This window comes from Streptomyces sp. cg40 (genome assembly GCF_050320165.1).
Classification (GTDB): Bacteria; Actinomycetota; Actinomycetes; order Streptomycetales; family Streptomycetaceae; genus Streptomyces; species Streptomyces hokutonensis.
The window spans coordinates 8588120-8613487 of record NZ_CP190128.1 but is presented as its reverse complement, the minus strand read 5'-3'; the positions used below and the strand labels follow the sequence as shown (position 1 = coordinate 8613487).

Sequence of the window (25368 nt, the reverse complement as noted above, 5' to 3'; positions counted from 1 at the left end):
ACTTCGGTCGCGCGGGATGCGGACAGGCAACCCGCCGGTCGCCTATGTTGGCCGTGACGAAACTGTGGACGATGCCCGGGGGCGCAGAGGCCCTGTGCAGGCATCATGTGGAGGAGGCGCTGTGAGCAGCGACCCGTGGGGACGCGTCGACGAGACGGGGACCGTGTACGTGCGTACGGCCGACGGCGAGCAGGTCGTCGGTTCCTGGCAGGCCGGCTCCCCTGACGAGGCGCTGGCCTACTTCGAGCGCAAGTACGAGGGCCTGGTTGTCGAGATCGGCCTCCTCGAAAAGCGCGTGAAGACCACCGACCTGTCGGCGAAGGACGCGCAGGCCGCCGTCGACCATCTGCGCGAGCAGGTCGACGCCCACCACGCGGTCGGCGACCTCGCCGCGCTGCGGGTGCGGCTCGACAAGCTCGTGGAGACCGTCGACGCACGGCGCGAGGAGCGCAAGCAGCAGCGCGCCAAGCAGTCCGACGAGGCCAGGCACGCCAAGGAGGCGCTGGTCGTCGAGGCGGAGGAGCTGGCGCAGTCCGACCAGTGGCGGGCCGCCGGTGAGCGGCTGCGCGCCCTGGTGGACACCTGGAAGGGGCTGCCGCGGCTGGACCGCAAGTCGGACGACGAGCTGTGGCACCGCTTCTCGCACGCCCGGTCGGCCTTCTCCAAGCGCCGCAAGGCGCACTTCGCGTCGCTGGACGCGCAGCGCGAGGAGGCCCGCAAGACCAAGGAGAAGCTGGTCGCCGAGGCCGAGGGGCTGTCTGCCTCGACGGACTGGGGTCCCACGGCCGCGCGGTACCGCGAGCTGATGTCCGACTGGAAGGCGGCGGGCCGCGCCCAGCGCGAGCACGAGGACGATCTGTGGAACCGCTTCCGCGGCGCCCAGGACGTCTTCTTCGCCGCCCGCAGCTCGGTCTTCGCCGAGCGGGACGCGGAGCAGACGGAGAACCTGAAGCTCAAGGAGGAGCTCGCCGAGGAGGCCGAGAAGCTGCTGCCGATCGGCGACCTCAAGGCGGCCCGCGCGGCCTTCCGCTCGATCAACGAGCGCTGGGAGGCCATCGGCCATGTGCCGCGCGACTCCCGACCCAAGGTCGAGGGCCGGATGCACGCGGTCGAGCGGGCCCTCCAGGAGTCCGAGGAGACCGAGTGGCGCCGGACGAACCCGGAGGCACGCGCGCGTGCCGAGGGTCTGACCGGCCAGCTCCAGGCCGCCGTGGACAAGCTCAGGGGCCAGATCGAGCAGGCACGCGCCCAGGGCAACAACTCCCGCGCCGACAAGCTGGAGCGCGAGCTGGAGGGCCGCCAGGCCCTGCTGGACCAGGCGCTGAAGGGCCTCCAGGAGTTCGGCGGCTGACCGTAGTCGTAGGCACGTAGAAGGGGCTCCCGTACATCGCGTACGGGAGCCCCTTCTGCGTCCGTTCTACGACTTGTTGCGCGCCGACGTCACGCGGTAGACGTCGTAGACGCCCTCCACTCCCCTGACCGCCTTCAGGACGTGGCCCAGGTGCTTGGGGTCGCCCATCTCGAAGGTGAAGCGGGAGGTGGCGACGCGGTCGCGGGAGGTCTGGACGGCCGCGGAGAGGATGTTGACGTGCTGGTCGGACAGGACGCGGGTGACGTCCGAGAGGAGCCGGGAGCGGTCCAGCGCCTCGACCTGGATGGCGACCAGGAAGACCGAGGACTGGGTGGGCGCCCATTCGACTTCCAGGATGCGCTCCGGTTCGCGGGACAGTGACTCCACGTTGACGCAGTCGCTGCGGTGAACCGATACGCCGCTACCCCGTGTGACGAAACCGATGATGGGGTCGCCGGGGACGGGCGTACAGCAGCGGGCCAGTTTGACCCACACGTCGTCGACGCCCTTGACGACGACACCGGGATCGGCGTTCGACCGGCGCTTGCGGCCCCGGCCGGTCGTCGGCGGGACGCTCTCGTCGATCTCCTCGGTGGCCGCCTCCTCGCCGCCGAGCGCCTGCACCAGCTTCTGTACGACGTTCTGCGCGGCGACATGGCCCTCGCCGATCGCCGCGTACAGCGAGGAGATGTCCGGGTAGCGCATCTCGTGCGCGAGCGTGACCAGGGAGTCGCCGGTCAGGATGCGCTGGATCGGCAGGTTCTGCTTGCGCATCGCGCGGGCGATGGCGTCCTTGCCCTGCTCGATCGCCTCGTCGCGGCGCTCCTTGGAGAACCAGGCTCTGATCTTGTTGCGGGCGCGCGGCGACTTGACGAAGCCGAGCCAGTCGCGGGAGGGACCCGCACCGGGTGCCTTGGAGGTGAAGACCTCGACCAAGTCGCCGTTGTCCAGGGTGGATTCGAGCGGTACGAGCCGCCCGTTGACCCGTGCTCCTATGGTCCGGTGGCCGACCTCGGTGTGCACCGCGTACGAGAAGTCCACCGGGGTGGCACCGGCGGGCAGCGCTATCACGTCGCCCTTCGGCGTGAACACGAAGACCTCGTTGCGGGACAGGTCGAAGCGCAGGGAGTCCAGGAACTCGCCCGGGTCCTCGGTCTCCTTCTGCCAGTCGAGCAACTGGCGCAGCCACGCCATGTCGTTGAGGTGGTCGTCCTTGCCGGTGGTCCGGGGCGCGTCCGAGCGCACCTTGGACGTGCCGGCGACGGCCTCCTGCTTGTACTTCCAGTGCGCGGCGATGCCGTACTCGGCGCGGCGGTGCATGTCGAAGGTGCGGATCTGGAGCTCGACGGGCTTGCCGTTGGGGCCGATCACCGTCGTGTGGAGCGACTGGTACATGTTGAACTTGGGCATCGCGATGTAGTCCTTGAACCGGCCGGGGACCGGGTTCCATCGCGCGTGCACGGTGCCGAGGGCCGCGTAGCAGTCGCGGACGGTGTCCACGAGGACGCGGATGCCCACCAGGTCGTAGATCTCCGCGAAGTCGCGACCGCGGACGATCATCTTCTGGTAGACGCTGTAGTAGTGCTTCGGGCGGCCGGTGACGGTCGCCTTGATGCGGGCGGCGCGCAGGTCGGTCTGGACCTCGTCGGTCACTATGGCCAGGTACTCGTCACGCTTCGGTGCCCGCTCGGCCACCAGCCGGACGATCTCGTCGTACATCTTGGGGTAGAGGATCGCGAAGGCGAGGTCCTCCAGTTCCCACTTGATGGTGTTCATGCCCAGGCGGTGGGCGAGCGGCGCGTAGATCTCCAGGGTCTCGCGCGCCTTCTTCTCCTGCTTCTCGCGCTTGAGGTAACGCATGGTGCGCATGTTGTGCAGGCGGTCGGCGAGCTTGATGACCAGGACGCGCGGGTCCTTGGCCATCGCGACGACCATCTTGCGCACGGTCTCGGCCTGCGCGGCCTCGCCGAACTTGACCTTGTCGAGCTTGGTGACGCCGTCGACGAGCAGGGCGACTGAGTCGCCGAAGTCGCGGCGGAGCTGGTCGAGGCCGTACTCGGTGTCCTCGACGGTGTCGTGCAGCAGGCCGGCCATGAGGGTGGCCGGGTCCATCCCCAGCTCGGCGAGGATCGTGGTGACGGCGAGCGGGTGGGTGATGTACGGGTCGCCGCTCTTGCGCTTCTGGCCGCGGTGCCAGCGCTCGGCGACCTGGTAGGCGCTCTCGACCTGGCGGAGGGTGGCCGTCTCGATCTTCGGGTCGTTGCTGCGCACTATCCGCAGCAGGGGCTCCAGGACCGGGTTGTAAGGGTTGGAGCGCTGCACGCCGAGACGGGCCAGGCGCGCGCGGACGCGGTTGGAGGAGCCGCCGCCGGTGCGGGCGGGCTGCCCCGCGGTGGGCCGGGGCGCGACGGCCGGGGCCGGGCGCTCGGGCTGGTCCGGCTTGGGGCGCGAGGACTCGGCCGCCTTGTCGGCGGGCGCCGTCTGGGCGTGCTCCGCCGTCCCGCGCGGTTCGCTCTGCGCGGTCGTCGCGCTGGGCGCGGGCTCCGCCGCGGGGCCCGGGGTGGGCTCGGGCTTGGCGGCGGTCAGGGGCTGGGCCTCGTCTGCCAAGAGGACTCCTCGTGCGCGATCCGGGTCCCCCGGTCAGGCTCCGGAGTGCCCATGGTAGCGATCCCGGGCTCGGGGATCGCCTTCAGGCCGATGTGAGGGCCGTCCACCGGTGAAACGCGGGGGGCTGCCGCCGGAATTCCGGGAGGTGAAGTGGGGGCGCCTTGCAGGTGTCGTGCCGTGAACAGCCCCACGCCCCGGGAGTACGAGAACGGCCGCCCCGGTGGTACCGGGGCGGCCGTTCTCGAAATCGCCATAAGGCGTGCTGTCGGCTTCAGACCACCAGCAGCGCTTCCAGCAGCGCTCCGCCCAGTGCCGGTTCCAGGCGGGCGCGGCCCGCGAGGAAGCCCAGTTCCATCAGGACCGCGAGGCCGGCGACCTCGGCGCCCGCCCGGCGGATCAGCTGGATCGAGGCCTCGGCCGTGCCACCCGTGGCCAGGACGTCGTCCACGATCAGGATCCGGTCCTCGGCCGACAGGTCCTCCGCGTGGACCTCGATCTCGGCGGAGCCGTACTCCAGGTCGTACGCCTGGCTGAGGGTCGCTCCGGGGAGCTTGCCCGCCTTGCGTACGGGGATGAAGCCGACGCCCGCGCGGACGGCCACCGGGGCGCCGAGGATGAAGCCGCGGGCCTCCAGGCCGACGACCTTGGTGGCGCCGGTGCGCTCGACTACCTCGGCGAGCGCGTCCGTGAGGGCCGTGAACGCGGCCGGGTCCGCCAGGAGCGGGGTGATGTCCTTGAACATCACGCCCGGCTCCGGGTAGTCGGCCACATCGCGGATACGGCTGAGCAGCAGCTCCTGGACGCCCGTCATCGGCGCTTCCCCGAGGGGCGGCCACGGCCGCGGTTGCGCGACGCCGGCTGCGTGCGCGGTCCTACGACGGCTGCCGCGTCCTCGTCGTCGTAGTCGTCGTCCGTGTCGTCGGTGACCTCGGGCTCGACCGGCTCACCCTGCGCCGCGGCCTGGGCCCGCTTGGCGAGGACGCGCTTCTTGAGCGCCTTCATCTGCGGCTCGGCCTCCTTGAGGTCGGCGACGAGCGGCGTGGCGATGAAGATCGAGGAGTACGCACCGGCCGCGAGGCCGACGAACAGCGACAGCGAGATGTCGTTGAGGACACCCGCGCCGAGGAAGCCGCCGCCGATGAACAGCAGGGCCGCGACCGGCAGCAGCGCGACGACCGTGGTGTTGATGGAACGCACCAGCGTGCCGTTGATCGAGCGGTTGGCGATGTCGCTGTAGGTCCAGCGGGTCTGCTTGGTGATGTCCTTGGTCTGCTCCTTGAGGCTGTCGAAGACGACGACCGTGTCGTAGAGCGAGTAACCGAGGATGGTCAGCAGACCGATCACCGTGCCGGGCGTGACCTCGAAGCCGACGAGGGCGTAGATGCCGATGGTGATGGTGATGTCGTGGATCAGGGCGACGAGCGCGGCCAGGGCCATGCGCCACTCGAAGGCGATGGCCAGGTAGATCACGACCAGCACCATGAAGATCGCCAGGCCCTCCCAGGCCTTGTTGGCGATCTGGTCGCCCCAGCTGGGGCCGACCAGGTCCGCGGCGATGTCCTCGGAGCTGACGTTCAGGTCCTTGGCCAGCTTCGTCTTGATGGCGTCGGACTTGTCGGTGTCGATGCCGGCGATCTGGATGCGCAGGCTGCCGTCACCGAGCTTCTGGACGACCGCGTCGTGGCCGGAGGCGTCCACGGCGTACTTCTCCGCCTGGCTCACCGAGGCGCTCATGTGCTTCGGCGTGGTGAAGGCGGCACCGCCCTGGAACTCGATGCCCATGTTCAGGCCGCGCACCGTCAGACCGAGGATGGCCGTGATGGTGATCAGGATCGAGATGCCGTACCAGATCTTGCGATTGCCGACGAAGTCGTACCCGACCTCGCCACGGTGCAGTCGGGCGCCGAGGTTGCCGAGCTTCGACATCTCACGCCTCCTTCGGGTCGACGGGGGCGGAGGGACGGCGGGTCCGGCGCAGGGGCGCCTTGGCGCCGAGGGCCTTCGGGTCGAGGCCGGAGTACTTGTGGCCGTTGGCGAAGAACTTCCGGCGGGCGAGGATCGTCATCAGCGGCTTGGTGAAGAGGAACACCACGACGACGTCGAGCACGGTGGTCAGACCGAGCGTGAACGCGAAGCCCTGGACCTTGCCGACGGTGACGATGAACAGCACCGCGGCGGCGAGGAAGGACACGAAGTCGGAGACCAGGATGGTGCGCCGGGCACGCGGCCAGGCCCGCTCGACGGCGGGGCGCAGCGAGCGGCCCTCGCGGATCTCGTCCCGGATGCGTTCGAAGAACACGATGAACGAGTCCGCGGTGATACCGATCGCGACGATCGCACCGCAGACGGCCGGCAGGTTCAGCGCGAAGCCGATGCCCGGGCCGAGCAGCGCCATGATCACGTAGGTGAGGATCGCGGAGACCAGCAGCGAGGGGATCGCGATGACCGACAGGCCGCGGTAGAAGATCAGCAGGTAGATGACGACCAGGCCGAGGCCGATCGCGCCCGCGATCAGACCGGCGTGCAGCTGCTCACCGCCGAGGGCCGCGGTCACCGTGGTGACGCTGTCCTCCTTGAAGGTCAGCGGCAGGGCGCCGTACGACAGCATGTTGGCGAGGCTCTGGGCCTCTTCCTGGGTAAAGCTGCCGGAGATCTCCGCGCTGCCGCCGGTGATCGACGAGCTGACGGAGGGGCTGGAGACGACCTGGCCATCGAGGACGATGCCGAACTCGTTCTGCGGGGCGGTGTTCTTCGCCAGCTCGCCGGTGACGGTGGCGAACTTGTCGCCGCCCTTGCCGGTGAAGTCCATGGTGACCTGCCAGCCGGCGGCGGTCGTCGTGTTGTAGACGGCCGAGGCCTTCTTGACGTCCGTGCCGTCGACGGCGGCGGGACCGAGCAGGTACTTGTACCAGACGCCACTGACCTGGCCGCAGGCCACGGTCGCGTCGGTGGCCTTGGAGTCCTTGCCCGCGGTGTTCTGTGTCGACTTCTTGGAGCAGTCCAGCGCGGTGTACTGGGCCTCCAGCTTGGCCGCCGCCGCGCTGGCGGCGCTGCTGCTGGACGCCGACGGGCTGGCGCTGGCCGAGGCCGAGGCGCTGGCGCTCGCGGACGGGGTGGAGTCGGCCTTCAGGGCGTCGCTCGCGGCGCGTCCCTGCGAGGTGGCGGTGGCCGTCGGGGTCGCGGAGCCGGTCTTGGACGAGGAAGCCGTCGTCTTGGGGCTGGCCGAGCTGGACGGGCTGCTGGAAGCACTGCCCGAGGCGCTCGGGGAGGGGCTCGCCGCGGCGCCGACCGACGCCTCCGTGGCCAGGACCGGGCGGAAGTACAGCTTGGCCGTGGTACCGACCTGCTGCCGGGCTTCCTCCGAGTTCGTGCCCTTGGGGATGTTGACGATGATGTTCCTGGTGCCCTGCGTCTGGACCTCGGCCTCCGAGACACCAAGACCATTGACACGGCGGTTCATGATGTCGACCGCGGTGTCCATGTTGGCCTTGTTGATCGCGGATTCCTGGCCCTTCTCCGGGACGGCCCGGAGAGTGATGCTCGTACCGCCGGCCAGGTCGATGCCGAGACGCGGAGTGGTGTGCCCGGATGCGAACATGCCACCCGTGAGCGCCACGATGGCGATCAGGATGAGGGCCAGCGAGCGCCCTGGCTTGCTCTGGGCGCTCGCGCTACGGCCCCTCTTAGGTGCTGCCACCTTCTCGTACTCCCTCTCGGGCCGCTCCGCGCCGGGTCAGCGCGCCTGCGGCCATGACATGGTGTCGGGATCCCGTGCGAGCGGCGCACGTACCCGGGGTGCGCGGGGCGCGAGCGGATCGCGCCGCGCTCCCGGGACGTGACTACTTCGCGTCGGAGTCGCCGTCGGTCTTCTTCGGCTCTTCGTCCGTCTTGGCCTCTTCGGCCTCGGCCGGCTCCTCGGTGGCGTCGGCGGGCTCGTCGGCCACGTCCTTCTTGCCGAGGTCGATGGGCTTGTCGTCGGAAGAGTCGGCGGCGGGCTCGTCGGTCTCGGTGAGGGAGGAGGCGTCGTCCGGGACGACGTCGGAGTCGTCCTTCAGGTCGTGCTCGATGCCGTGGACGATGCGGTTGTACTCGTCGTCGGTGAGGACGGCGCCGATCGCGTTCTTCGCGAAGAGGAGCTCGACGCCGGGGCCGGCGTCGAGGAGAACCGTCTCCTCGTTGACCTCCTTGACCGTCGCGTACACGCCCCCGATCGTGCGGACGCCGGTGCCGGGCTGCATGTCATTACGCATCGACGCGGCCGCCTGCTGCTTGCGCTTGGCAGAGCGGGTCATCAGGAACATGGCCCCGATGAGCACGATGAACGGGAGGAGGGTCACGATATTCACGGGACGGAATTTCCTTCGCACGACCGCGGCGGTGAGCGGCCTGGTGGATGGGGGTGGTCGGCGCCGCCCACAAAGGCGGCATCGGCGGAGTCTAAGCGAGTCCACGCTGATGGAACAACGCACAGCATGGCACCGGGGTTCCTGACCCGGCCAGTGCCCCCGCCGTCACGCCCCGAACAGGTCCCCTTGTCCGTTTCCCCCGGTTGACGAGCGGGGTGGGGTGAGGCCGAGATGGGCCCACGCGGCGGGGGTGGCGACGCGTCCGCGCGGGGTGCGGGCCAGCAGACCTTCCCGCACGAGGAAGGGTTCGGCGACCTCTTCGACGGTCTCGCGCTCCTCCCCCACCGCGACCGCGAGCGTGGAGAGACCGACCGGTCCGCCGCCGAACAGCTTGAGCAGGGCCTCCAGGACACCGCGGTCGAGCCGGTCGAGGCCGCGGCCGTCGACCTCGTACACCTTGAGGGCCGCCCCGGCGATGTCCCGGGTGATGAAGCCGTCGGCCTTGACCTGCGCGTAGTCCCGGACGCGGCGCAGCAGCCGGTTGGCGATACGAGGGGTGCCGCGGGAGCGTCCCGCGATCTCGGCGGCGCCGGCGGGGTCGATCTCGACGTCGAGGAGGTTCGCGGAGCGGTGGATGACGCGCTCCAGCTCGGCGGGTTCGTAGAACTCCATGTGCGCGGTGAAGCCGAAGCGGTCGCGCAGCGGGGGCGGCAGCAGTCCCGCACGCGTGGTGGCGCCGACCAGGGTGAACGGCGGCAGTTCGAGCGGGATGGCGGTGGCGCCGGGGCCCTTGCCGACGATGACGTCGACGCGGAAGTCCTCCATCGCCATGTACAGCATCTCTTCGGCGGGCCTCGACATGCGGTGGATCTCGTCGAGGAAGAGGACCTCGCCCTCCTGGAGGGAGGAGAGGATCGCGGCGAGATCACCCGCGTGCTGGATGGCGGGGCCGCTGGTGATGCGGATAGGGGCGCCCATCTCGGCCGCGATGATCATGGAGAGGGTGGTCTTGCCGAGGCCGGGGGCGCCGGAGAGCAGCACGTGGTCGGCGGTGGCGCCACGCGCGCGTGCGGCGCGCAGGACCAGGTCGAGCTGTTCGCGGACCTTCTCCTGGCCGATGAACTCGCCCAGGTCCTTGGGGCGCAGGGCGGCCTCGACGGCCTGGTCCTCGCGGTCGGCGACCGAGCCCACCAGCCGCTCGGCGGCGGTCTCGTCGGTCGTGTCGTCCCAGTTCACTGACGTCTCCTAGCGGGCGCGGTTCAGGGTCTGCAGGGCGGCCTTGAGCAACTGCCCCACCTGCGGCGCCCCTTCGGCGGCCTCGGCCTGCGGTGCCACGGCGGCCACGGCCTCGTCGGCCTCGCGGGTGGCGTACCCGAGGCCGATGAGCGCCGCGTGCAACTGGTCGCGCCAGCCACTGGTGACCGGGGCACCGATCGCCGGCCCGGTGCCCACGGGTGCGCCGAGCCGGTCCTTGAACTCCAGGAGGAGCTTCTGCGCGCCCTTCTTGCCGATGCCGGGCACGGCCATCAGCGCCTTCTCGTCACCGGAGGCGACGGCTCGACGCAGCGCGTCCGGGGTGTGCACGGCGAGCATGGCCTGCGCGAGCCGGGGTCCGACACCGGTCGCGGTCTGCAACAGCTCGAAGATCTGGCGTTCGTCGTCGTCCACGAAGCCGTACAGGGTGAGCGAGTCCTCGCGCACGACGAGTGAGGTGGCGAGCTTGGCCGGCTTGCCGAGGCGGAGCGTGGACAGCGTGTTCGGCGTGCACTGGATCGCCATGCCGACCCCGCCGACCTCGACCACGGCGGCGTCGGGAGCGAGTGCGGCGACCGTGCCACTGACGAAGGCGATCATGCGGTACGGCCTTTCGATGCGTTCGGGGTCTTGGCTGCGTGCAGGGCGACGGCCTGCTGAAGTCGGTTCTGCGCGACCGCCTGTTGGAGGCGGTTCTGTGCGGGGGCGCGCCAGATGTGGCAGATGGCGAGGGCGAGGGCGTCGGCCGCGTCGGCGGGTTTGGGGGGCGCGTCGAGCCGCAGCAGCCTGGTCACCATGGCGCCGACCTGGGCCTTGTCCGCGCGCCCGCTGCCGGTGACGGCCGCCTTGACCTCGCTGGGGGTGTGCAGGGCGACCGGGATGCCGCGCCGCGCGGCACACAGCATGGCTACGGCGCTGGCCTGGGCGGTGCCCATCACCGTCCGTACGTTGTGCTGGCTGAACACCCGCTCCACGGCGACGAATTCGGGCCGGTGTTCGTCCAGCCACGCCTCGATGCCCTGCTCGATGGCGACCAGACGCAGCCCCAACTCGGCGTCCGCCGGGGTCCGTACGACACCGACGCCGACCATGGTGAGCGGCCGGCCCGCGACGCCTTCGACGACACCGACACCACATCGGGTCAGTCCGGGGTCCACCCCGAGTACCCGCACACCAACCCCCCTCGTTCGATCGCCTGTTTGTGCAGGCTATCGGGTGTCACTGACAAAGCGGCGGGCCGACGGGGTGTGTCCCGTCGGCCCGCCGAAATCCCGCTCAGCTCGCGGCAGCGCTACGCGTCGACCTTCTCCATGACCTCGTCGCTGACGTCGAAGTTGGCGAAGACGTTCTGCACGTCGTCGCTGTCCTCCAGGGCGTCAATCAGCTTGAAGATCTTGCGGGCGCCCTCTTCGTCGAGCTCGACCTGCATGGTCGGGACGAAGTTGGCGTCGGCGGAGTCGTAGTCGATCCCGGCGTCCTGGAGCGCGGTGCGGACCGCGACCAGGTCGGTGGCCTCGGAGATGACCTCGAAGGACTCACCGAGGTCGTTGACCTCCTCGGCGCCCGCGTCGAGCACGGCCCCCAGGACGTCGTCCTCGGTCAGCTCGCCCTTGGGGACGACGACGACGCCCTTGCGGTTGAAGAGGTACGAGACGGAGCCGGGGTCGGCCATGTTCCCGCCGTTGCGGGTCATGGCGACGCGGACGTCCGAGGCGGCGCGGTTGCGGTTGTCGGTGAGGCACTCGATGAGCACCGCGACGCCGTTGGGGCCGTAACCCTCGTACATGATCGTCTCGTAGTCGGCGCCACCGGCTTCGAGGCCGGCGCCGCGCTTGACCGCGGAGTCGATGTTCTTGTTCGGGACCGAGCTCTTCTTGGCCTTCTGGATGGCGTCGAACAGCGTCGGGTTGCCGGACACATCGGCGCCACCGGTGCGGGCCGCGACCTCGATGTTCTTGATCATCTTCGCGAAGAGCTTGCCGCGCTTGGCGTCGATCACGGCCTTCTTGTGCTTCGTCGTAGCCCATTTAGAGTGGCCGGACATCTGCCTGTCTCCTTCGCGTAACCCAACTCTTTACGAACCCCAGAGATCCTACTAGGACCTCGGAGCCAGGTTCGCGCGCACCATGTCGACGAACAGGGAGTGCACGCGGTGGTCGCCGGTCAGTTCCGGGTGGAACGACGTGGCGAGCGCGTTGCCCTGGCGGACCGCGACGATGTGGCCCTCGTGTTCGGCGAGGACCTCGGTCTCGGCACCGACGGACTCGACCCAGGGGGCGCGGATGAAAACGCCCTCTACAGGATCGCCCTCGACGCCCCTCACGTCGACAGCCGCTTCGAAGGACTCGTTCTGACGTCCGAAGGCGTTGCGGCGCACGATCATGTCGATGCCGCCGATCGTCTCCTGGCCCGAGCGCGGGTCGAGGATCTTGTCCGCGAGCATGATCAGGCCGGCGCAGGTGCCGTAGACGGGCATACCGGCACGCACGCGTGCGCGCAGGGGGTCCATCAGTCCGAAGAGGACGGCCAGCTTGGAGATGGTGGTGGACTCACCCCCGGGGATGACGAGAGCGTCCACCTCGGCGAGTTCCTCGGGGCGTCTGACCTGCCTGGCCACGGCGTCGGCCGCGGCCAGGGCGATCAGGTGTTCCCGTACGTCGCCCTGGAGCGCGAGCACTCCGACTACGGGAGTGGTCATCACCAGCCCCGGTTCGCGTAACGCTCGGCCTCGGGGAGGGTGTCGCAGTTGATGCCGACCATGGCCTCGCCCAGGTTGCGGGACGCGTCGGCGATGATCTTCGGGTCGTCGTAGAACGTGGTCGCCTTGACGATCGCGGCGGCGCGCTTGGCCGGGTCGCCGGACTTGAAGATGCCGGAGCCGACGAAGACGCCCTCGGCGCCGAGCTGGCGCATCAGCGCGGCGTCGGCGGGGGTGGCGACGCCACCGGCGGAGAACAGCACGACGGGGAGCTTGCCCAGCTCGGCGACCTCGCGGACCAGCTCGTACGGGGCGCGCAGGTCCTTGGCGGCGGCGTACAGCTCGTTGTTGTCGAAGCCGCGCAGGCGGGCGATCTCGTTCTTGATCTGGCGCAGGTGGCGGACCGCCTCGACGACGTTGCCGGTGCCGGCCTCGCCCTTGGAGCGGATCATCGCGGCGCCCTCGGCGATGCGGCGCAGGGCCTCGCCCAGGTTGGTGGCACCGCAGACGAAGGGGGTGGTGAAGGCGAACTTGTCGCTGTGGTTGACCTCGTCGGCCGGGGTGAGGACCTCGGACTCGTCGATGTAGTCGACGCCGAGGGACTGCAGGACCTGGGCCTCGACGAAGTGGCCGATGCGGGACTTGGCCATGACCGGGATGGAGACCGCCTCGATGATCTCCTCGATCATGTTCGGGTCGGACATCCGGGCCACGCCGCCGTCCTTGCGGATGTCGGCGGGGACCCGCTCCAGGGCCATGACGGCGACGGCACCGGCGTCCTCGGCGATCTTCGCCTGCTCGGCGTTGACCACGTCCATGATCACACCGCCCTTGAGCTGCTCGGCCATCCCGCGCTTGACGCGCGCGGTGCCGGTCTCGGGAGTCTGGGCGGAGCTGGGGGTGCTGGACACGGGGTGACCTCACTCGGTGAAAGAGGGCTGCTGCACTACCGAGGAAACGCGAGAGATGCAGGCCACAGCAAGGGCCAATGGGTAGGCGGTGGATCGTTTTCGAACAGACGTGTCCGACGACCGGGTCCGACGGACGTGTCCAAGCAGGTCCGGTGAAGTCCTGTGCAGTTCGGCAGCGCCCCGAAGGTGCCCGGGGCTGTACACATCAGCGGCTCCGCCGCGGGGCGCGACCAGCCACGACGGATCCGCGGTCGACGCACCGGACTTCCAGCGGAGCGTTCAGGCCGCCCGGTCCACCAGTGCCGCAGGCGGCTCGTCGTCCATTTCGAAGGCCATGGGGAAGGGGGCGTGTCCGGCCAGGTGGAACCAGCGGACCTTGCGGTGTTCGCGGAGGCGGCGGGCGGCGCCCACGGCGTCGTTGTGGAAGCGGCGGGCCATCGGGACGCGGCGTACCGACTCGGCGAGTTCGCGGGCCGCCGCCTCTCCGCCGGGGGCCTCGCGGACGCCCTCGACCTGCGGGGGCTCGGCGAAGACGGCGCGCAGGGCCTGGCTCAACTCGCTCTCGGCGACCTCCCGTTGCTCCTCCTCGGCCTGCCGGGCGGCGTGCGCGGCCTCGTAGAGGACGATCGAGGCGGCCGGGTCGAGGACGCCCGAGGTGGCCAGCTCCTGGGTCACCGAGGCACGGCGCAGCAGTTGGGCGTCGAGCGCCGCGCGGGCCGCGTCGATCCGGGCGTGCAGCCGGTCGAGCCGGCCCGCGGTCCAGCTCAGGTACAGGCCGATCGCCACCAGGGCGACGAGGATCCAGATCAGAGTTGCGCTCACGGGCGGCAAGGCTACCGGTCCCCGGTCACGGTCCCGTCGGGTCCCACGCGCACCGGAAACCCCCGTGCCCCGTCGAGGAGTCGGGGGTGTTCTTCGAGCGGGCGGCGACCCGGTAGCGGTGGCAGTAGGAGGCGTGGCAGAGGTAGGAGCCGCCGCGGATCACGCGCTCCTCGCCGCCGGGTACGAAGCGGTCGGCGCACCACTCCCACACGTTGCCCGACGTGTTGAACAGGCCGTAGGCATTGGGCTCGTACGCGTCCACGGGGACCGTGCCCGTGGCGCCGCCGGTGCGGGTACTGGTCCTGGGGAAGTCGCCCTGCCAGGTGTTCAGCCGCTCCGGGGCGAAATCGTCGCCCCAGGGATAGCGCCGACCGTCGAGGCCACCCCGTGCCGCGTACTCCCACTCGGCCTCGGTGGGCAGCCGGGCGCCCGCCCAGGCGCAGTAGGCGAGGGCATCGTGGTGCGCCACGTGCACTACGGGGTGGTCCGCGCGGTCGACGACATCGGACCCGGGGCCCTCCGGTGCTCTCCAGGACGCGCCTTCCACCCCGAGCCACCAGGGTGCCGCCTCGACCTGGCCGTACACGGCGTCCCGCGCGCGGGGGTGCAGCAGCAGGTGGAACACGAACGAACTGCCGTACCGCTCCGCCTCGGTGACGTATCCGGTGTCGTCCACGAAGCGGGCGAAGCGCGCGTTGGTGACGGCGGTCGCGTCGATGCGGAACGGCTCGACGGTGACCGTACGGACGGGACCTTCGGCGTCTTCGGGGTACCCCTCGTCGAAGGCGTCGCCCATGCGGAACTCACCGCCAGGCAGGGCGATCGCGCGGGCGTCGTCGCCGGATCGGCCGACGGGCACCCCGAGTTGGAAACCCGAACCGACCTCCCCGCGCGCGGGAGAAGCGGGAGAGCAGCACGCCCCCGCGCGGTCACCGTCCCGCACCTCAGTCCCGGGCCAGCCCGAACCGCGCCCGGAGTCCGGTGCGTTCGTCGGTGGCGACGGCCGCCGCACCGGCGGTCACCGTCTCGTACACGGACAGGATGTCGGCCCCGACCGTGGACCAGTCGAAGCGCCGGACATGGGCGCTCCCCTGCCGGCTCAGCTGTGCCAGCCGCTCCGGGTCGCCCAGGAGCCGTACGGCCGCCTCGGCGAGGGTGTCCGCGTCCTCGTTGGTGAACAGCTCGCCGGCCGCGCCCTGGTCGAGGACCTGCGCGAAGGCGGGCAGGTCGGAGGCGAGGACCGGGGCGCCCGCCGACATGGCCTCGACGAGGATGATGCCGAAGCTCTCGCCGCCGGTGTTGGGAGCTACGTAGAGGTCGATGCTGCGCAGGAAGCGGGCCTTGTCGTCGTCGCTGATCATGCCGAGGAACTCGACGCGCGAGCGCAGCTCCTCGGGGAGCGTCTCGACGGCCTCCTCCTCGTCGCCGCGTCCGGCGACCAGCAGCCGGGCGTTCGGCCGTTCGGCGAGGATCTTCGGCAGGGCCTTCATCAGCACCGGGAGGCCCTTGCGGGGTTCGTCGATGCGCCCTATGAAGCCGATGGTCTCTCCCTGCCACTCGGGCTTGGGTTCGGCGCGGGCGAAGAAGTCGACGTCGACGCCGTTCGGGATGACGACCGCGTCGCCGCCGAGGTGTTCGACGAGCGTGCGGCGGGCGTACTCGCTCACGGCGATCCGCGCGCTGATCTTCTCCAGCGCGGCCTGGAGGATCGCGTACGCGGCGATCATCGCCCGGGAGCGCGGGTTGGAGGTGTGGAAGGTCGCGACGATCGGGCCCGAGGCCGCCCAGCAGGCCAGCAGGCCCAGCGACGGCGAGGTCGGCTCGTGGATGTGGATGACGTCGAACTCGCCGTCGTGCAGCCAGCGTCGGACCCGCGCGGCGGACAGGAAGCCGAAGTTCAGCCGGGCCACCGAGCCGTTGTACGGCACCGGGACCGCGCGCCCCGCCGAGACGACGTACGGCGGCAGCGGGGTGTCGTCGTCGGCCGGGGCGAGGACGGACACCTCGTGGCCGAGCCGGATGAAGTACTCGGCGAGGTCCCTGATGTGGAACTGGACGCCACCCGGGACGTCCCAGGAGTAGGGGCAGACGATGCCGATCCTCACGAGGGCCCCTTCGTGGGGTCGAGATCCGCGAGCCACAAGCGCTGGAGCATGTGCCAGTCCTCCGGGTGGTCGGCGATGCCGGTGGCGAAGGCGTCTGCCAGCGCCTGTGTCATGACAGACGTCTTCTCGGCCCGGTCACCTGACTCGGGTACCTCGACGGGCGGATGGACGCGTCCCCGCATGACCGGCGAGTCGTCGTACCAGAGCGTCACCGGGAGCAGTAGCGCGCCCGTCTGCTGGGCGAGGAGGGCGGGTCCCGCGGGCATCCGGGTGGCCTCGCCGAAGAACTCGACCTCGACGCCGGAGGCGGACAGGTCGCGCTCGGCGACCAGGCAGACCAGGCCGCCGTCCCGCAGCCGCCGGGCGAGCGTGCCGAAGGCGGTGCCGCCGCTGTGCGGCAGGACCTCCATGCCGAGGCCCTCGCGGTAGGCGACGAAGCGGTCGTAGAGCGTCTCCGGCTTGAGGCGTTCGGCGACCGTGGTGAACGGGGTCTCCAGCTTGGTGGTGACCCAGGCGCCGGCGAGGTCCCAGTTGGCGAGGTGCGGCAGCGCGAGGATGACACCGCGACCGGAGGCGATGCCGTCGGTCAGGTAGTGGACGTCCTTGGGGTCGAAGCCCGTCCTGACGCGCTCCGCGCTCCAGGCGGGGAGCCGGAAGGACTCCATCCAGTAGCGGAGGTACGACCGCATGCCCGCGCGCGAGAGCTCGGCGAGCCGCTCGGGGCTCGCGTCGGGCACCACGCGCGCGTAGTTGCTCTCCAGGCGTCGTACGCCCTTGCCGCGACGCTTCCAGGCGAGGTCGGCGATGGTGCGGCCGAGCCGGACGGCGACCGGCTCGGGGAGCTTCTTGACGGTGCTCCAGCCGACGCCGTAGAGCGCGTCGGTCAGCCGCTCCCGGGCACTGCTCACGGGGTCGCCCCGGTGCTGTGCTGAGCGGCTTCCTCGGCAGCCGCCGCGTCCGCCTCGGCGGACTCCCGGCGGACCGTGACGACCCGCTGGATGAGCGTGACCAGGCTGCCGACGGCGACGATCCACAGCGCGATGGGCAGCAGCCACTGGATGCCGGGGACGCCGAACTTGTGCAGGCCCGCGAGACCGCACGCGACGAGTGAGATCACCAGTCGCTCGGCCCGCTCGACCAAACCGTTGACGGCCACCGGCAGTCCGATCGCCTCACCGCGTGCCTTGGTGTACGACACCACCTGACCGCTGGCCAGGCAGAAGATCGAGACCGCGCACAGCGCGATGTTGTCGCCGCCGCCCGCGTACCAGAGGGCCAGGCCGCCGAAGACGGCGCTGTCCGCGACCCGGTCGAGCGTGGAGTCGAGGAAGGCGCCCCAGCGGCTGGAGCGGCCCAGCTGGCGGGCCATGTTGCCGTCGACGAGGTCGGAGAACACGAACAGCGTGATCACGACCGTGCCCCAGAAGAACTCGCCCATGGGGTAGAAGACCAGCGCGCCCGCGACCACTCCGGCGGTGCCGAGGAGGGTGACCGTGTCGGGGCTGACGCCCCGGCGGATCAGAAACGCGGCGAACGGCGTGAGGACACGCGTGAAGAATGCACGCGCGTACTTGTTCAGCATGGCCTTCCCGGAGGGTCGGTGTCGCCGCGCGGCCCCTGCTGGCCACCGGCTGGCCCATCGTAGCCACGCGCGCGCGTGGGCGACGGCCGGGCACCCGCGTGCACATGTTTTGAAAGGCTGCAGCACGACGCGATGCCATCGGTGCCGGCGGCCGGATCGCGTCCGCTGTATGGACGCACCGTGACGGGAGTGGAAAGCTCGAACCACCGCGGGCGTCATCGGAGCCGCCACCGCACGCGGCACCGTGTGTCCGCGCCCACAGTGACCTCACCGTGCACGGGAGGCAAGGCCATGGGCGACAAGGCGAACGCACACCCCGGAGCCGCCGGCAGGGCTACGGCGGCCGACCACCCCGCGTCCGTACGGAATGTGGTGCTGGTCGGCCACTCCGGATCGGGCAAGACGACTCTGGTGGAGGCCCTCGCGCTGACCGCGGGGGCGGTGAACCGGGCGGGCCGCGTGGAGGACGGCGGCACCGTCTCCGACTACGACGAGATCGAGCACCGCCAGCAGCGCTCGGTGCAGCTCTCCCTGGTGCCCGTCGACTGGGACGGGTACAAGGTCAATCTTCTGGACACTCCCGGGTACGCCGATTTCGTCGGCGAGTTGAGGGCCGGTCTGCGTGCGGCGGACGCGGCCCTCTTCGTCGTCTCGGCCTCCGACGGCGTGGACGGCTCGACCCGCATGGTGTGGGAGGAGTGCGCGGCGGTCGGCATGCCGCGCGCCATCGTCATCACGCACCTGGAGTCCGCGCGCGCGGACTTCGAGTCGATGACCCGGTACTGCGCGGAGGCGTTCGGCGCGGACGACCCCGACGCCGTACTCCCGCTGTATCTGCCACTGCACGGCGCGCCGGGGCCCGACGGGCACGCGCCCGTGACCGGTCTGGTGGGGCTGCTGTCGCAGAAGCTGTTCGACTACGCGTCCGGGGAGCGCAAGGAGTCCGAGCCCGGGCCCGACCAGGTGCCGGGGATCGAGGAGGCCCGCAACCGGCTGATCGAGGGGATCATCTCGGAGAGCGAGGACGAGACCCTCATGGACCGCTATCTCGGCGGCGAGGAGATCGACGTCAAGACGCTGATCGCGGACCTGGAGCGGGCCGTCGCGCGCGGGGTGTTCTTCCCCGTCCTGGCCGCCGCTCCGGCCGCCGAGGGCGCCCGCCAGGGCCTGGGCACGGTCGAGCTCCTTGAGCTGATCACGCGCGGTTTCCCGACCCCGCTGGAGCGCGAGGCGCCCGGGGTCACCACGGTCGACGGCAGGGCGCGGGAGCTGAAGGCGTGCGACCCGAACGGGCCGCTGGTCGCCGAGGTCGTGAAGACCGCCTCCGACCCGTACGTCGGCCGGGTCTCCCTGGTGCGCGTCTTCTCGGGCACGCTGCGCCCCGACGAGACGATCCATGTCTCCGGGCACGGTCTCGCCGACCGCGGACACGAGGACCACGACGTCGACGAACGCGTCGGCGCCCTGTCCGCGCCCTTCGGCAAACAGCAGCGGGCCCTCACGCACTGCATCGCCGGCGACCTCGCGTGCGTCGCGAAGCTGGGCCGCGCGGAGACCGGGGACACCCTCTCCGCCAAGGACGACCCGCTCCTGATGGAGCCCTGGGAGATGCCCGACCCGCTGCTGCCGCTCGCCATCCAGGCGCACAGCAAGGCGGACGAGGACAAGCTCTCGCAGGGCCTGAGCAGGCTCGTCGCCGAGGACCCCACCATGCGCCTGGAACAGAACCAGGACACCCACCAGGTCGTGCTGTGGTGCCTCGGCGAGGCCCACGCGGACGTCGCCCTGGAACGGCTGCGCAGCCGCTACGGCGTCCAGGTCGACCTCGTCCCGCACAAGGTCTCCCTGCGGGAGACGTTCGCCGCCAAGGCGCAGGGACGCGGCCGGCACGTCAAACAGTCGGGCGGGCACGGGCAGTTCGCGATCTGCGAGATCGAGGTCGAACCGCTGCCGGGCGGCACGGGCATCGAGTTCGTGGACAAGGTCATCGGCGGCGCGGTGCCCCGCCAGTTCATCCCGTCGGTGGAGAAGGGCGTAAGGGCCCAGGCCGCCAAGGGAGTTGCCGCCGGTCATCCGCTCCTCGACGTACGGATCACGCTCCTGGACGGCAAGGCGCACTCGGTGGACTCCTCGGACGCCGCGTTCCAGACGGCGGGCGCGCTCGCCCTGCGGGAGGCCGCGGCCGACGCGAAGATCCATCTGCTGGAGCCGGTGGCCGAGGTGACCGTGCTGGTCGGCGACGACTACGTGGGCGCCGTCATGAGCGACCTGTCCGGGCGGCGCGGCCGGGTCCTCGGCACCGAGCAGACGACCGGCGGACGCACCCTGATCCGGGCCGAGGTCCCCGAGATAGAGATCGGCCGCTACGCCGTCGACCTCCGCTCCCTCTCGCACGGCACGGCCCGCTTCAACCGCGCCTACGTCCGCCACGAACCGATGCCTCCGCAGATCGCCGAACGAATCCGCGAACAGGCGGGCGACGCCCCGTAGTTCGGGATCTGACGCCCCGTAGTTCGGGATCTTCGCTGTCGGTGGGCGGCTTTCGGCCGTCCGCCGACACATGTCAGTGATGGCCGATACGCTGATGACCTGATCAACAGGTGTGCGGAGCACGGAAGTCGGGAAAGCCGCAGAAGCGGGAGCAGCGGCGATCGGGGGCGGGAATGACCGTTGACAGCGGTTATGCGGACATCTTCGGACCACAGGTGCCGCGTACGGGCGACGAGGGCCAGACGGCGACCTTCGCGCTGGCCTCGGCGGCCTACCGGGACAACCCGGTCGCGGACATCAAGAAGGCCGACAACGAATGGCACGAGACGACGGTCAACGAGGGCCGCAAGTGGGCGACGATCTTCCGCCCCAACCTCGGTGAGGCGTTCGCCGGAGCCGTCGTGGCCCGCATGCTCGGCCCCGGCCGCAAACCGCTGATCCAGTCGTTCGGCACCGAGCCGCAGGCCGTCGTGGAGCACGCCCTGGCGGCCAACAACATCCGCCGCGCGCGGGACAACAGGCTGTCCATGATCATGGTGCTGTGCGGCCTGCTGTTCCTGCCCGGGCTCGTCGTCTGGCTGCTGGTCTTCCAGCTGCGCAGCCTGATCGACAAGCGCACCCAGACCAACAAGCGGGCCGGCGCGATCGCCACGACCCTGCTCGTCGCGGTGGGCGCGGTCGCCGTGATCTTCCTGGTCAAGGCGCCCTTCGCGGGCTTCTGGTCCTGGTACGCGCGCGCGTGCGTCGTCCTGCCCGTGGTCGGCTGGCTGTGGGCCAAGCAGGTCTGCGAGAACACCGCGAAGGATCTGCGCGGGCGCTGGGACAGCCTGCTGTCCGGCAGCAGCGTCGGGGCCAAGGTCCCCGAGGCGGTGCCGACCAGCCCCGGCGAGACCCAGGCCGAGCAGCTGCGCCAGTCCCTGGCCAAGCTCAGCGCCGAACAGCAGTCCAACTCGATCTTCTACGCCGGCCCCAAGGGCATCCTCGGCATGGGCACCCGCTGGGGCAGCTGGCAGCTCGCCGAGGACCTGATCGCGCGCGACGCCGACCGGGAGATCCACCCCTTCCGCAGCTGGGACGTCATCCGCAACATCCATGACGACCTGCGCATGCTGGAGCGGAACACGATCAACACGGGCGGCTTCCCGAAGGCGTCGGTACGGCACTGGATCGTCACGCCGGTCGGCGAGGGCGCCAAGGCGGTGTCCCGGCCCGACGGCACGGACGTCGAGGCGTACCAGGTCAAGTCGCACGCGATACAGGACATCTGCAACAAGCAGCAGTTCGGCAGCGGCGAGCGGCACTACCTGGGCGTGCAGTGGACGCTCTGGGAAGGGCAGTTGGTCATCACGATGATGATCACGGTGACCGTGCTGCACAAGACACTGCGCATCGAGATCACCGGACACGCGCTCGGGCCCGTGAACTCGCTGTTCACCGGCAAGCCCGAGGCCCCGACGAAGAGCGTCCAGAAGACCTTCAAGCCGTGGGAGAACCGCAGCGTCAAGCTCCCCCTCGTCCCCGCCGACGAGGTCGTACGCCTCGCGGTCCGCGCCCCGATCACCTGGTACCCGCCGCTGCTGAACTGGCTCGGCGGTTCCATATCCCTGCCCGAGCCGTTCGGCCTGCGGCACGCCTGGGCCGACCAGCCCTGGCGCCACCGCTTCATGGCCGACGACGCGCTGCGCGCCGCGACACCGGTCCTGCGCGTGGTCCACGCGGCGGCGATCCGCGTCCTCGACGAGAACGGCGTGAACACGGACAAGTTCAGCTCCCGCTCGTCGGTCCTCAGCGGAGGCGTGCAGGAGGTGTCACCGAAGAAGGCGGACCTCTACGACGCGTAGCCTGTCCCGGTCGCGTGGCTCACGCCGTGGGCCACGCGTCCGCCAGCATCTTCCGTGTGTCCGCGAGGAGTTGGGGCAGCACCTTGGTGTGGCCGACCACCGGCATGAAGTTGGTGTCGCCGCCCCAGCGCGGGACGATGTGCTGGTGCAGATGGGCCGCGATGCCCGCGCCCGCCACGCTCCCCTGGTTCATGCCGATGTTGAAGCCGTGGGCGCCCGACGCGGTCCGCAGAGCCGTCATCGCCTGCTTGGTGAGCGCCGCGAGCTCCACGGTCTCCGCGTCGGTCAGGTCGGTGTAGTCGGCGACATGGCGGTAGGGCACGACCATCAGATGCCCGCCGTTGTACGGGTACAGATTGAGCACCCCGTACACCAGCTCACCACGCCTGACGATCAGCCCGTCCTCGTCCGATTTCGCCGGGATCGAGCAGAAGGGGCAACCGTCGTCGGCCCCGGGGCCGGTCGGCTTGTTCTCGCCCTGGATGTAGGCCATCCGGTGCGGGGTCCACAGGCGCTGGAACGCGTCCGGCGTCCCCACTCCGATCTGCTGCTCCGGCTCACTCGTCATGCAAGTCAGCATATGGCTTCGCTCGTTCGCGGCGTGTCGCCGGGGTTGCGCGAAGGGGGCCCACCGCCAAGCTGGTCCGATGGACGACGACAGCCGCAAGGCCCGGTGGGAGCGCCGCACCGAGGTACCGCTCGCCATCGCGTCGATGGTGTACCTCGCCGCGTACGCGGTCCGCATCCTGGCCCACGGCCTGCCGGCCGACTGGCAGGACCTCTGCCTCACCGTGCTGTTCGCCGCGTGGGCGCTCTTCGCCGTCGACTACGCGGTCCGCTGGCGGCTCAGCGGCCGGCGCCTGCGCTTCGTCCGCACCCACTGGCTCGACACCCTGGTCCTGCTCCTGCCCCTGCTGCGCCCGCTGCGGGTCGTCAAGGTCTACGAGGCGGTACAGCGCCGACACGGCCGGCCCCGGCTCGCGCTGCACGCGCGCGTGATCGTCTACGCCGGCCTGTCCACCGTCCTGCTGGGCTTCGCGGGCGCCCTCTCCGTCTACCAGGAGGAGCACAACGCCCCCGGCGCGACGATAAAGACCTTCGGCGACGCCGTCTGGTGGACCTGCGCCACCTTCGCGACCGTCGGCTACGGCGACGTCGCGCCGATCACTCCGCTGGGCCGCCTGATCGCCGTAGGAATGATGGCCATCGGCCTGGCCCTCCTCGGCGCGGTCACCGGAACCTTCGCCTCCTGGCTGCTCCAGGTCTTCGCGCGGGAGGACGACGAGAGGCCCCCGGGGATCTGAACTCCCCGAGGGCCTCCCGCAGAACGACTGGCTCAGACCTGGACCCGGTCCGCCACGATCTGCTCGATCTTCGCGATGGCCGCGTCGAACGCGATGCCGTTCTCCTGCGAGCCGTCGCGGTAGCGGAAGGAGACCGTGCCGGCGTTCATGTCCTCGTCTCCGACGATGACCATGAACGGCACCTTCTGCTTCTGCGCGTTGCGGATCTTCTTCTGCATCCGGTCCGAGGAGGAGTCGACCTCGACGCGCAGCCCCTTCTTCTTGGCCGCCACGGCGAACTTCTCCAGGTACTCGACGTGCGAGTCCCCGATCGGGATGCCGACCGCCTGCACAGGCGCGAGCCACGCCGGGAAGGCGCCCGCGTAGTGCTCCAGGAGCACCGCGAAGAACCGCTCGATGGACCCGAACAGCGCCCGGTGGATCATGACCGGCCGCTGCTTGGCGCCGTCGGGACCGGTGTACTCCAGGTCGAAGCGCTCGGGCAGGTTGAAGTCGAGCTGGACCGTCGACATCTGCCAGGTCCGGCCGATCGCGTCCTTCGTCTGGACGGAGATCTTCGGCCCGTAGAACGCGGCACCGCCCGGGTCGGGCACGAGCGGCAGCCCCTGCTTCTCGGCGACCTGGCGCAGCGTCTCCGTGGCCTCTTCCCAGACCTCGTCCGAGCCGACGAACTTCTCCGGGTCCTTGGTCGACAGCTCCAGGTAGAAGTCCGTCAGACCGTAGTCCCGCAGCAGGTTGAGGACGAACGTGAGCGTCTTGTCGAGCTCGTCGGCCATCTGCTCGCGCGTGCAGTAGATGTGCGCGTCGTCCTGCGTGAAGCCCCGCGCGCGGGTCAGGCCGTGCACGACGCCCGACTTCTCGTACCGGTACACGGTCCCGAACTCGAAGAGCCGCAGCGGCAGTTCACGGTACGAACGGCCGCGCGCGTCGAAGATCAGGTTGTGCATCGGGCAGTTCATGGGCTTGAGGTAGTAGTCCACGCCCTCGTCGAGCTGCATGGGCGGGTACATGCCGTCGGCGTACCAGTCCAGGTGCCCGGACGTCTCGAAGAGCTTCCCCTTCGTCGCGTGCGGGGTGTAGACGAACTCGTAGCCCTCCTCCTCGTGGCGGCGCCGCGAGTAGTCCTCCATGACCCGGCGGACGACGCCGCCCTTGGGGTGGAAGACGGCCAGGCCGGAGCCGATCTGATCCGGGATGGAGAAGAGGTCCAGCTCGTTGCCCAGCTTGCGGTGGTCGCGCTTCTCGGCCTCGATCAGGAAGTCGAGGTGCGCCTTCAGCTCCTCCTTGGAGGGCCACGCGGTGCCGTAGATGCGCTGGAGCATCGGGTTCTTCTCGCTGCCGCGCCAGTAGGCGGCGGCGTTGCGCATCAGCTTGAACGCCGGGATGTTCCGGGTCGTCGGCAGGTGCGGGCCCCGGCAGAGGTCCTTCCAGCACAGGTCGCCGGTCTTGGCGTCGAGGTTGTCGTAGATCGTCAGCTCGCCGCCGCCGACCTCGACGTCCGCGCCGTCGTCCGTGGACGCGGAGCCCTTGATGCCGATGAGTTCGAGCTTGTACGGCTCGTTCGCCAGCTCCGCGCGGGCGTCCTCGTCGGTCACCACGCGCCGCGAGAACTTCTGCCCCCGCTTCTGGATCTCCTGCATCTTCTTCTCGATGGCCTTGAGATCCTCGGGCGTGAACGGCCGCTCGACGTCGAAGTCGTAGTAGAAGCCGTCCTTGACCGGCGGGCCGATGCCGAGCTTGGCCTCGGGGAACAGCTCCTGCACGGCCTGCGCCATGACGTGCGCGGTGGAGTGGCGCAGGATGTTGAGGCCGTCGGCGGAGGAGATCTCGACGCCCTCGACCTCGTCCCCCTCGGAGACGACGTAGGCCAGGTCCTTGAGCTCTCCGGCCACGCGCGCGGCGATGATCGAGCGCTCGCCGGCGAAGAGCTCGGCGGCCGTCGTGCCCGTCGTCACCGTGCGCTCTTCCCGCTCGGAATCGCGTTGGATGATCACGCGGACGTCTGACACCGGTCTCTCCTGACTGCGGGGTGGATGCGGCGCCATACCGTGAGCGCG

At 70.2% G+C, this 25368-nt stretch carries 22 protein-coding genes; 4 read left to right on the top strand and 18 right to left on the bottom strand.

The window, feature by feature from the left end; genetic code table 11:
* Window positions 1–121: 121 nt before the first annotated feature.
* Window positions 122–1351, top strand: coding sequence for a DUF349 domain-containing protein (locus tag ACQHII_RS38930; RefSeq protein WP_427923652.1), 1230 nt, complete (start codon window positions 122–124; stop codon window positions 1349–1351).
* A gap of 66 nt (window positions 1352–1417) precedes the next feature.
* Here the strand turns inward: ACQHII_RS38930 and ACQHII_RS38925 are convergent, their stop codons facing one another.
* The 16 genes from ACQHII_RS38925 to pgsA form a co-directional block, all read right to left on the bottom strand.
* The gene (locus ACQHII_RS38925; RefSeq protein WP_427923651.1) at window positions 1418–3958 is read right to left on the bottom strand and encodes a RelA/SpoT family protein; all 2541 of its coding nucleotides are present in this window, start codon (window positions 3956–3958) and stop codon (window positions 1418–1420) included.
* 271 nt (window positions 3959–4229) lie between these two features.
* Window positions 4230–4769, bottom strand: a complete 540-nt coding sequence (locus ACQHII_RS38920; protein ID WP_427923650.1) for an adenine phosphoribosyltransferase — start codon at window positions 4767–4769, stop codon at window positions 4230–4232.
* Window positions 4766–5884, bottom strand: coding sequence for a protein translocase subunit SecF (gene secF, locus ACQHII_RS38915; protein ID WP_427923649.1), 1119 nt, complete (start codon window positions 5882–5884; stop codon window positions 4766–4768). Before secF ends, ACQHII_RS38920 begins: the two co-directional genes overlap by 4 nt.
* A gap of 1 nt (window position 5885) precedes the next feature.
* Window positions 5886–7655 carry a protein translocase subunit SecD gene (gene secD, locus ACQHII_RS38910; RefSeq protein ID WP_427923648.1) on the bottom strand — a complete coding sequence of 590 codons (1770 nt, stop codon included), beginning with the start codon at window positions 7653–7655 and terminating at the stop codon, window positions 5886–5888.
* 142 nt (window positions 7656–7797) lie between these two features.
* Window positions 7798–8304, bottom strand: a complete 507-nt coding sequence (yajC, locus tag ACQHII_RS38905) for a preprotein translocase subunit YajC (RefSeq protein ID WP_427923647.1) — start codon at window positions 8302–8304, stop codon at window positions 7798–7800.
* 165 nt (window positions 8305–8469) lie between these two features.
* Window positions 8470–9540 (bottom strand): Holliday junction branch migration DNA helicase RuvB, encoded by a 1071-nt coding sequence (ruvB, locus tag ACQHII_RS38900; protein ID WP_093624529.1) that lies wholly within the window; start codon window positions 9538–9540, stop codon window positions 8470–8472.
* Window positions 9541–9549: 9 nt separating this feature from the next.
* Entirely contained in the window at window positions 9550–10158 is a 609-nt protein-coding gene (gene ruvA / locus ACQHII_RS38895) for a Holliday junction branch migration protein RuvA (RefSeq protein WP_200686517.1), read from the bottom strand.
* Window positions 10155–10730 (bottom strand): crossover junction endodeoxyribonuclease RuvC, encoded by a 576-nt coding sequence (gene ruvC / locus ACQHII_RS38890; RefSeq protein ID WP_329246026.1) that lies wholly within the window; start codon window positions 10728–10730, stop codon window positions 10155–10157. The genes ruvA and ruvC overlap by 4 nt, the downstream gene beginning before the upstream one ends.
* Before the next feature lie 119 nt (window positions 10731–10849).
* Window positions 10850–11602: a YebC/PmpR family DNA-binding transcriptional regulator gene (locus ACQHII_RS38885; protein WP_019066362.1), complete on the bottom strand. Its 753-nt coding sequence runs from the start codon at window positions 11600–11602 to the stop codon at window positions 10850–10852.
* 51 nt (window positions 11603–11653) lie between these two features.
* Window positions 11654–12256: a pyridoxal 5'-phosphate synthase glutaminase subunit PdxT gene (gene pdxT, locus ACQHII_RS38880; protein ID WP_427923646.1), complete on the bottom strand. Its 603-nt coding sequence runs from the start codon at window positions 12254–12256 to the stop codon at window positions 11654–11656.
* Entirely contained in the window at window positions 12256–13104 is an 849-nt protein-coding gene (pdxS, locus tag ACQHII_RS38875; RefSeq protein ID WP_234468195.1) for a pyridoxal 5'-phosphate synthase lyase subunit PdxS, read from the bottom strand. The genes pdxT and pdxS overlap by 1 nt, the downstream gene beginning before the upstream one ends.
* A 342-nt stretch (window positions 13105–13446) precedes the next feature.
* Window positions 13447–13989: a hypothetical protein gene (locus tag ACQHII_RS38870; RefSeq protein ID WP_427923645.1), complete on the bottom strand. Its 543-nt coding sequence runs from the start codon at window positions 13987–13989 to the stop codon at window positions 13447–13449.
* A gap of 25 nt (window positions 13990–14014) precedes the next feature.
* A complete protein-coding gene (locus ACQHII_RS38865; RefSeq protein WP_427923644.1) occupies window positions 14015–14848 on the bottom strand; it encodes a formylglycine-generating enzyme family protein in 834 nt (277 codons plus the stop codon).
* An 85-nt stretch (window positions 14849–14933) separates the two neighbouring features.
* Window positions 14934–16094 (bottom strand): glycosyltransferase family 4 protein, encoded by a 1161-nt coding sequence (locus ACQHII_RS38860; RefSeq protein WP_427923643.1) that lies wholly within the window; start codon window positions 16092–16094, stop codon window positions 14934–14936.
* Window positions 16091–17002 carry a phosphatidylinositol mannoside acyltransferase gene (locus ACQHII_RS38855; protein ID WP_427923642.1) on the bottom strand — a complete coding sequence of 304 codons (912 nt, stop codon included), beginning with the start codon at window positions 17000–17002 and terminating at the stop codon, window positions 16091–16093. Before ACQHII_RS38855 ends, ACQHII_RS38860 begins: the two co-directional genes overlap by 4 nt.
* Complete coding sequence (pgsA, locus tag ACQHII_RS38850; RefSeq protein ID WP_427923641.1) at window positions 16999–17676, bottom strand: phosphatidylinositol phosphate synthase; 678 nt, start codon at window positions 17674–17676, stop codon at window positions 16999–17001. The genes ACQHII_RS38855 and pgsA overlap by 4 nt, the downstream gene beginning before the upstream one ends.
* Window positions 17677–17967: 291 nt before the next feature.
* Here pgsA and ACQHII_RS38845 point away from each other — a divergent pair, with 291 nt between their 5' ends.
* On the top strand, window positions 17968–20166 hold the full coding sequence (locus ACQHII_RS38845; protein WP_427923640.1) for an elongation factor G-like protein EF-G2: 2199 nt from the start codon (window positions 17968–17970) through the stop codon (window positions 20164–20166).
* 173 nt (window positions 20167–20339) lie between these two features.
* Window positions 20340–22007 (top strand): hypothetical protein, encoded by a 1668-nt coding sequence (locus ACQHII_RS38840; protein WP_427923639.1) that lies wholly within the window; start codon window positions 20340–20342, stop codon window positions 22005–22007.
* A gap of 19 nt (window positions 22008–22026) precedes the next feature.
* Here ACQHII_RS38840 and ACQHII_RS38835 read toward each other — a convergent pair whose 3' ends face one another.
* The gene (locus ACQHII_RS38835) at window positions 22027–22587 is read right to left on the bottom strand and encodes an HIT family protein (protein ID WP_019066352.1); all 561 of its coding nucleotides are present in this window, start codon (window positions 22585–22587) and stop codon (window positions 22027–22029) included.
* Window positions 22588–22654: 67 nt separating this feature from the next.
* Between ACQHII_RS38835 and ACQHII_RS38830 the strand changes: the two genes are divergently transcribed.
* Window positions 22655–23311 carry a potassium channel family protein gene (locus ACQHII_RS38830; protein ID WP_427923638.1) on the top strand — a complete coding sequence of 219 codons (657 nt, stop codon included), beginning with the start codon at window positions 22655–22657 and terminating at the stop codon, window positions 23309–23311.
* A gap of 32 nt (window positions 23312–23343) precedes the next feature.
* Here ACQHII_RS38830 and thrS read toward each other — a convergent pair whose 3' ends face one another.
* On the bottom strand, window positions 23344–25320 hold the full coding sequence (gene thrS / locus ACQHII_RS38825) for a threonine--tRNA ligase (protein ID WP_427923637.1): 1977 nt from the start codon (window positions 25318–25320) through the stop codon (window positions 23344–23346).
* Window positions 25321–25368: the final 48 nt, after the last annotated feature.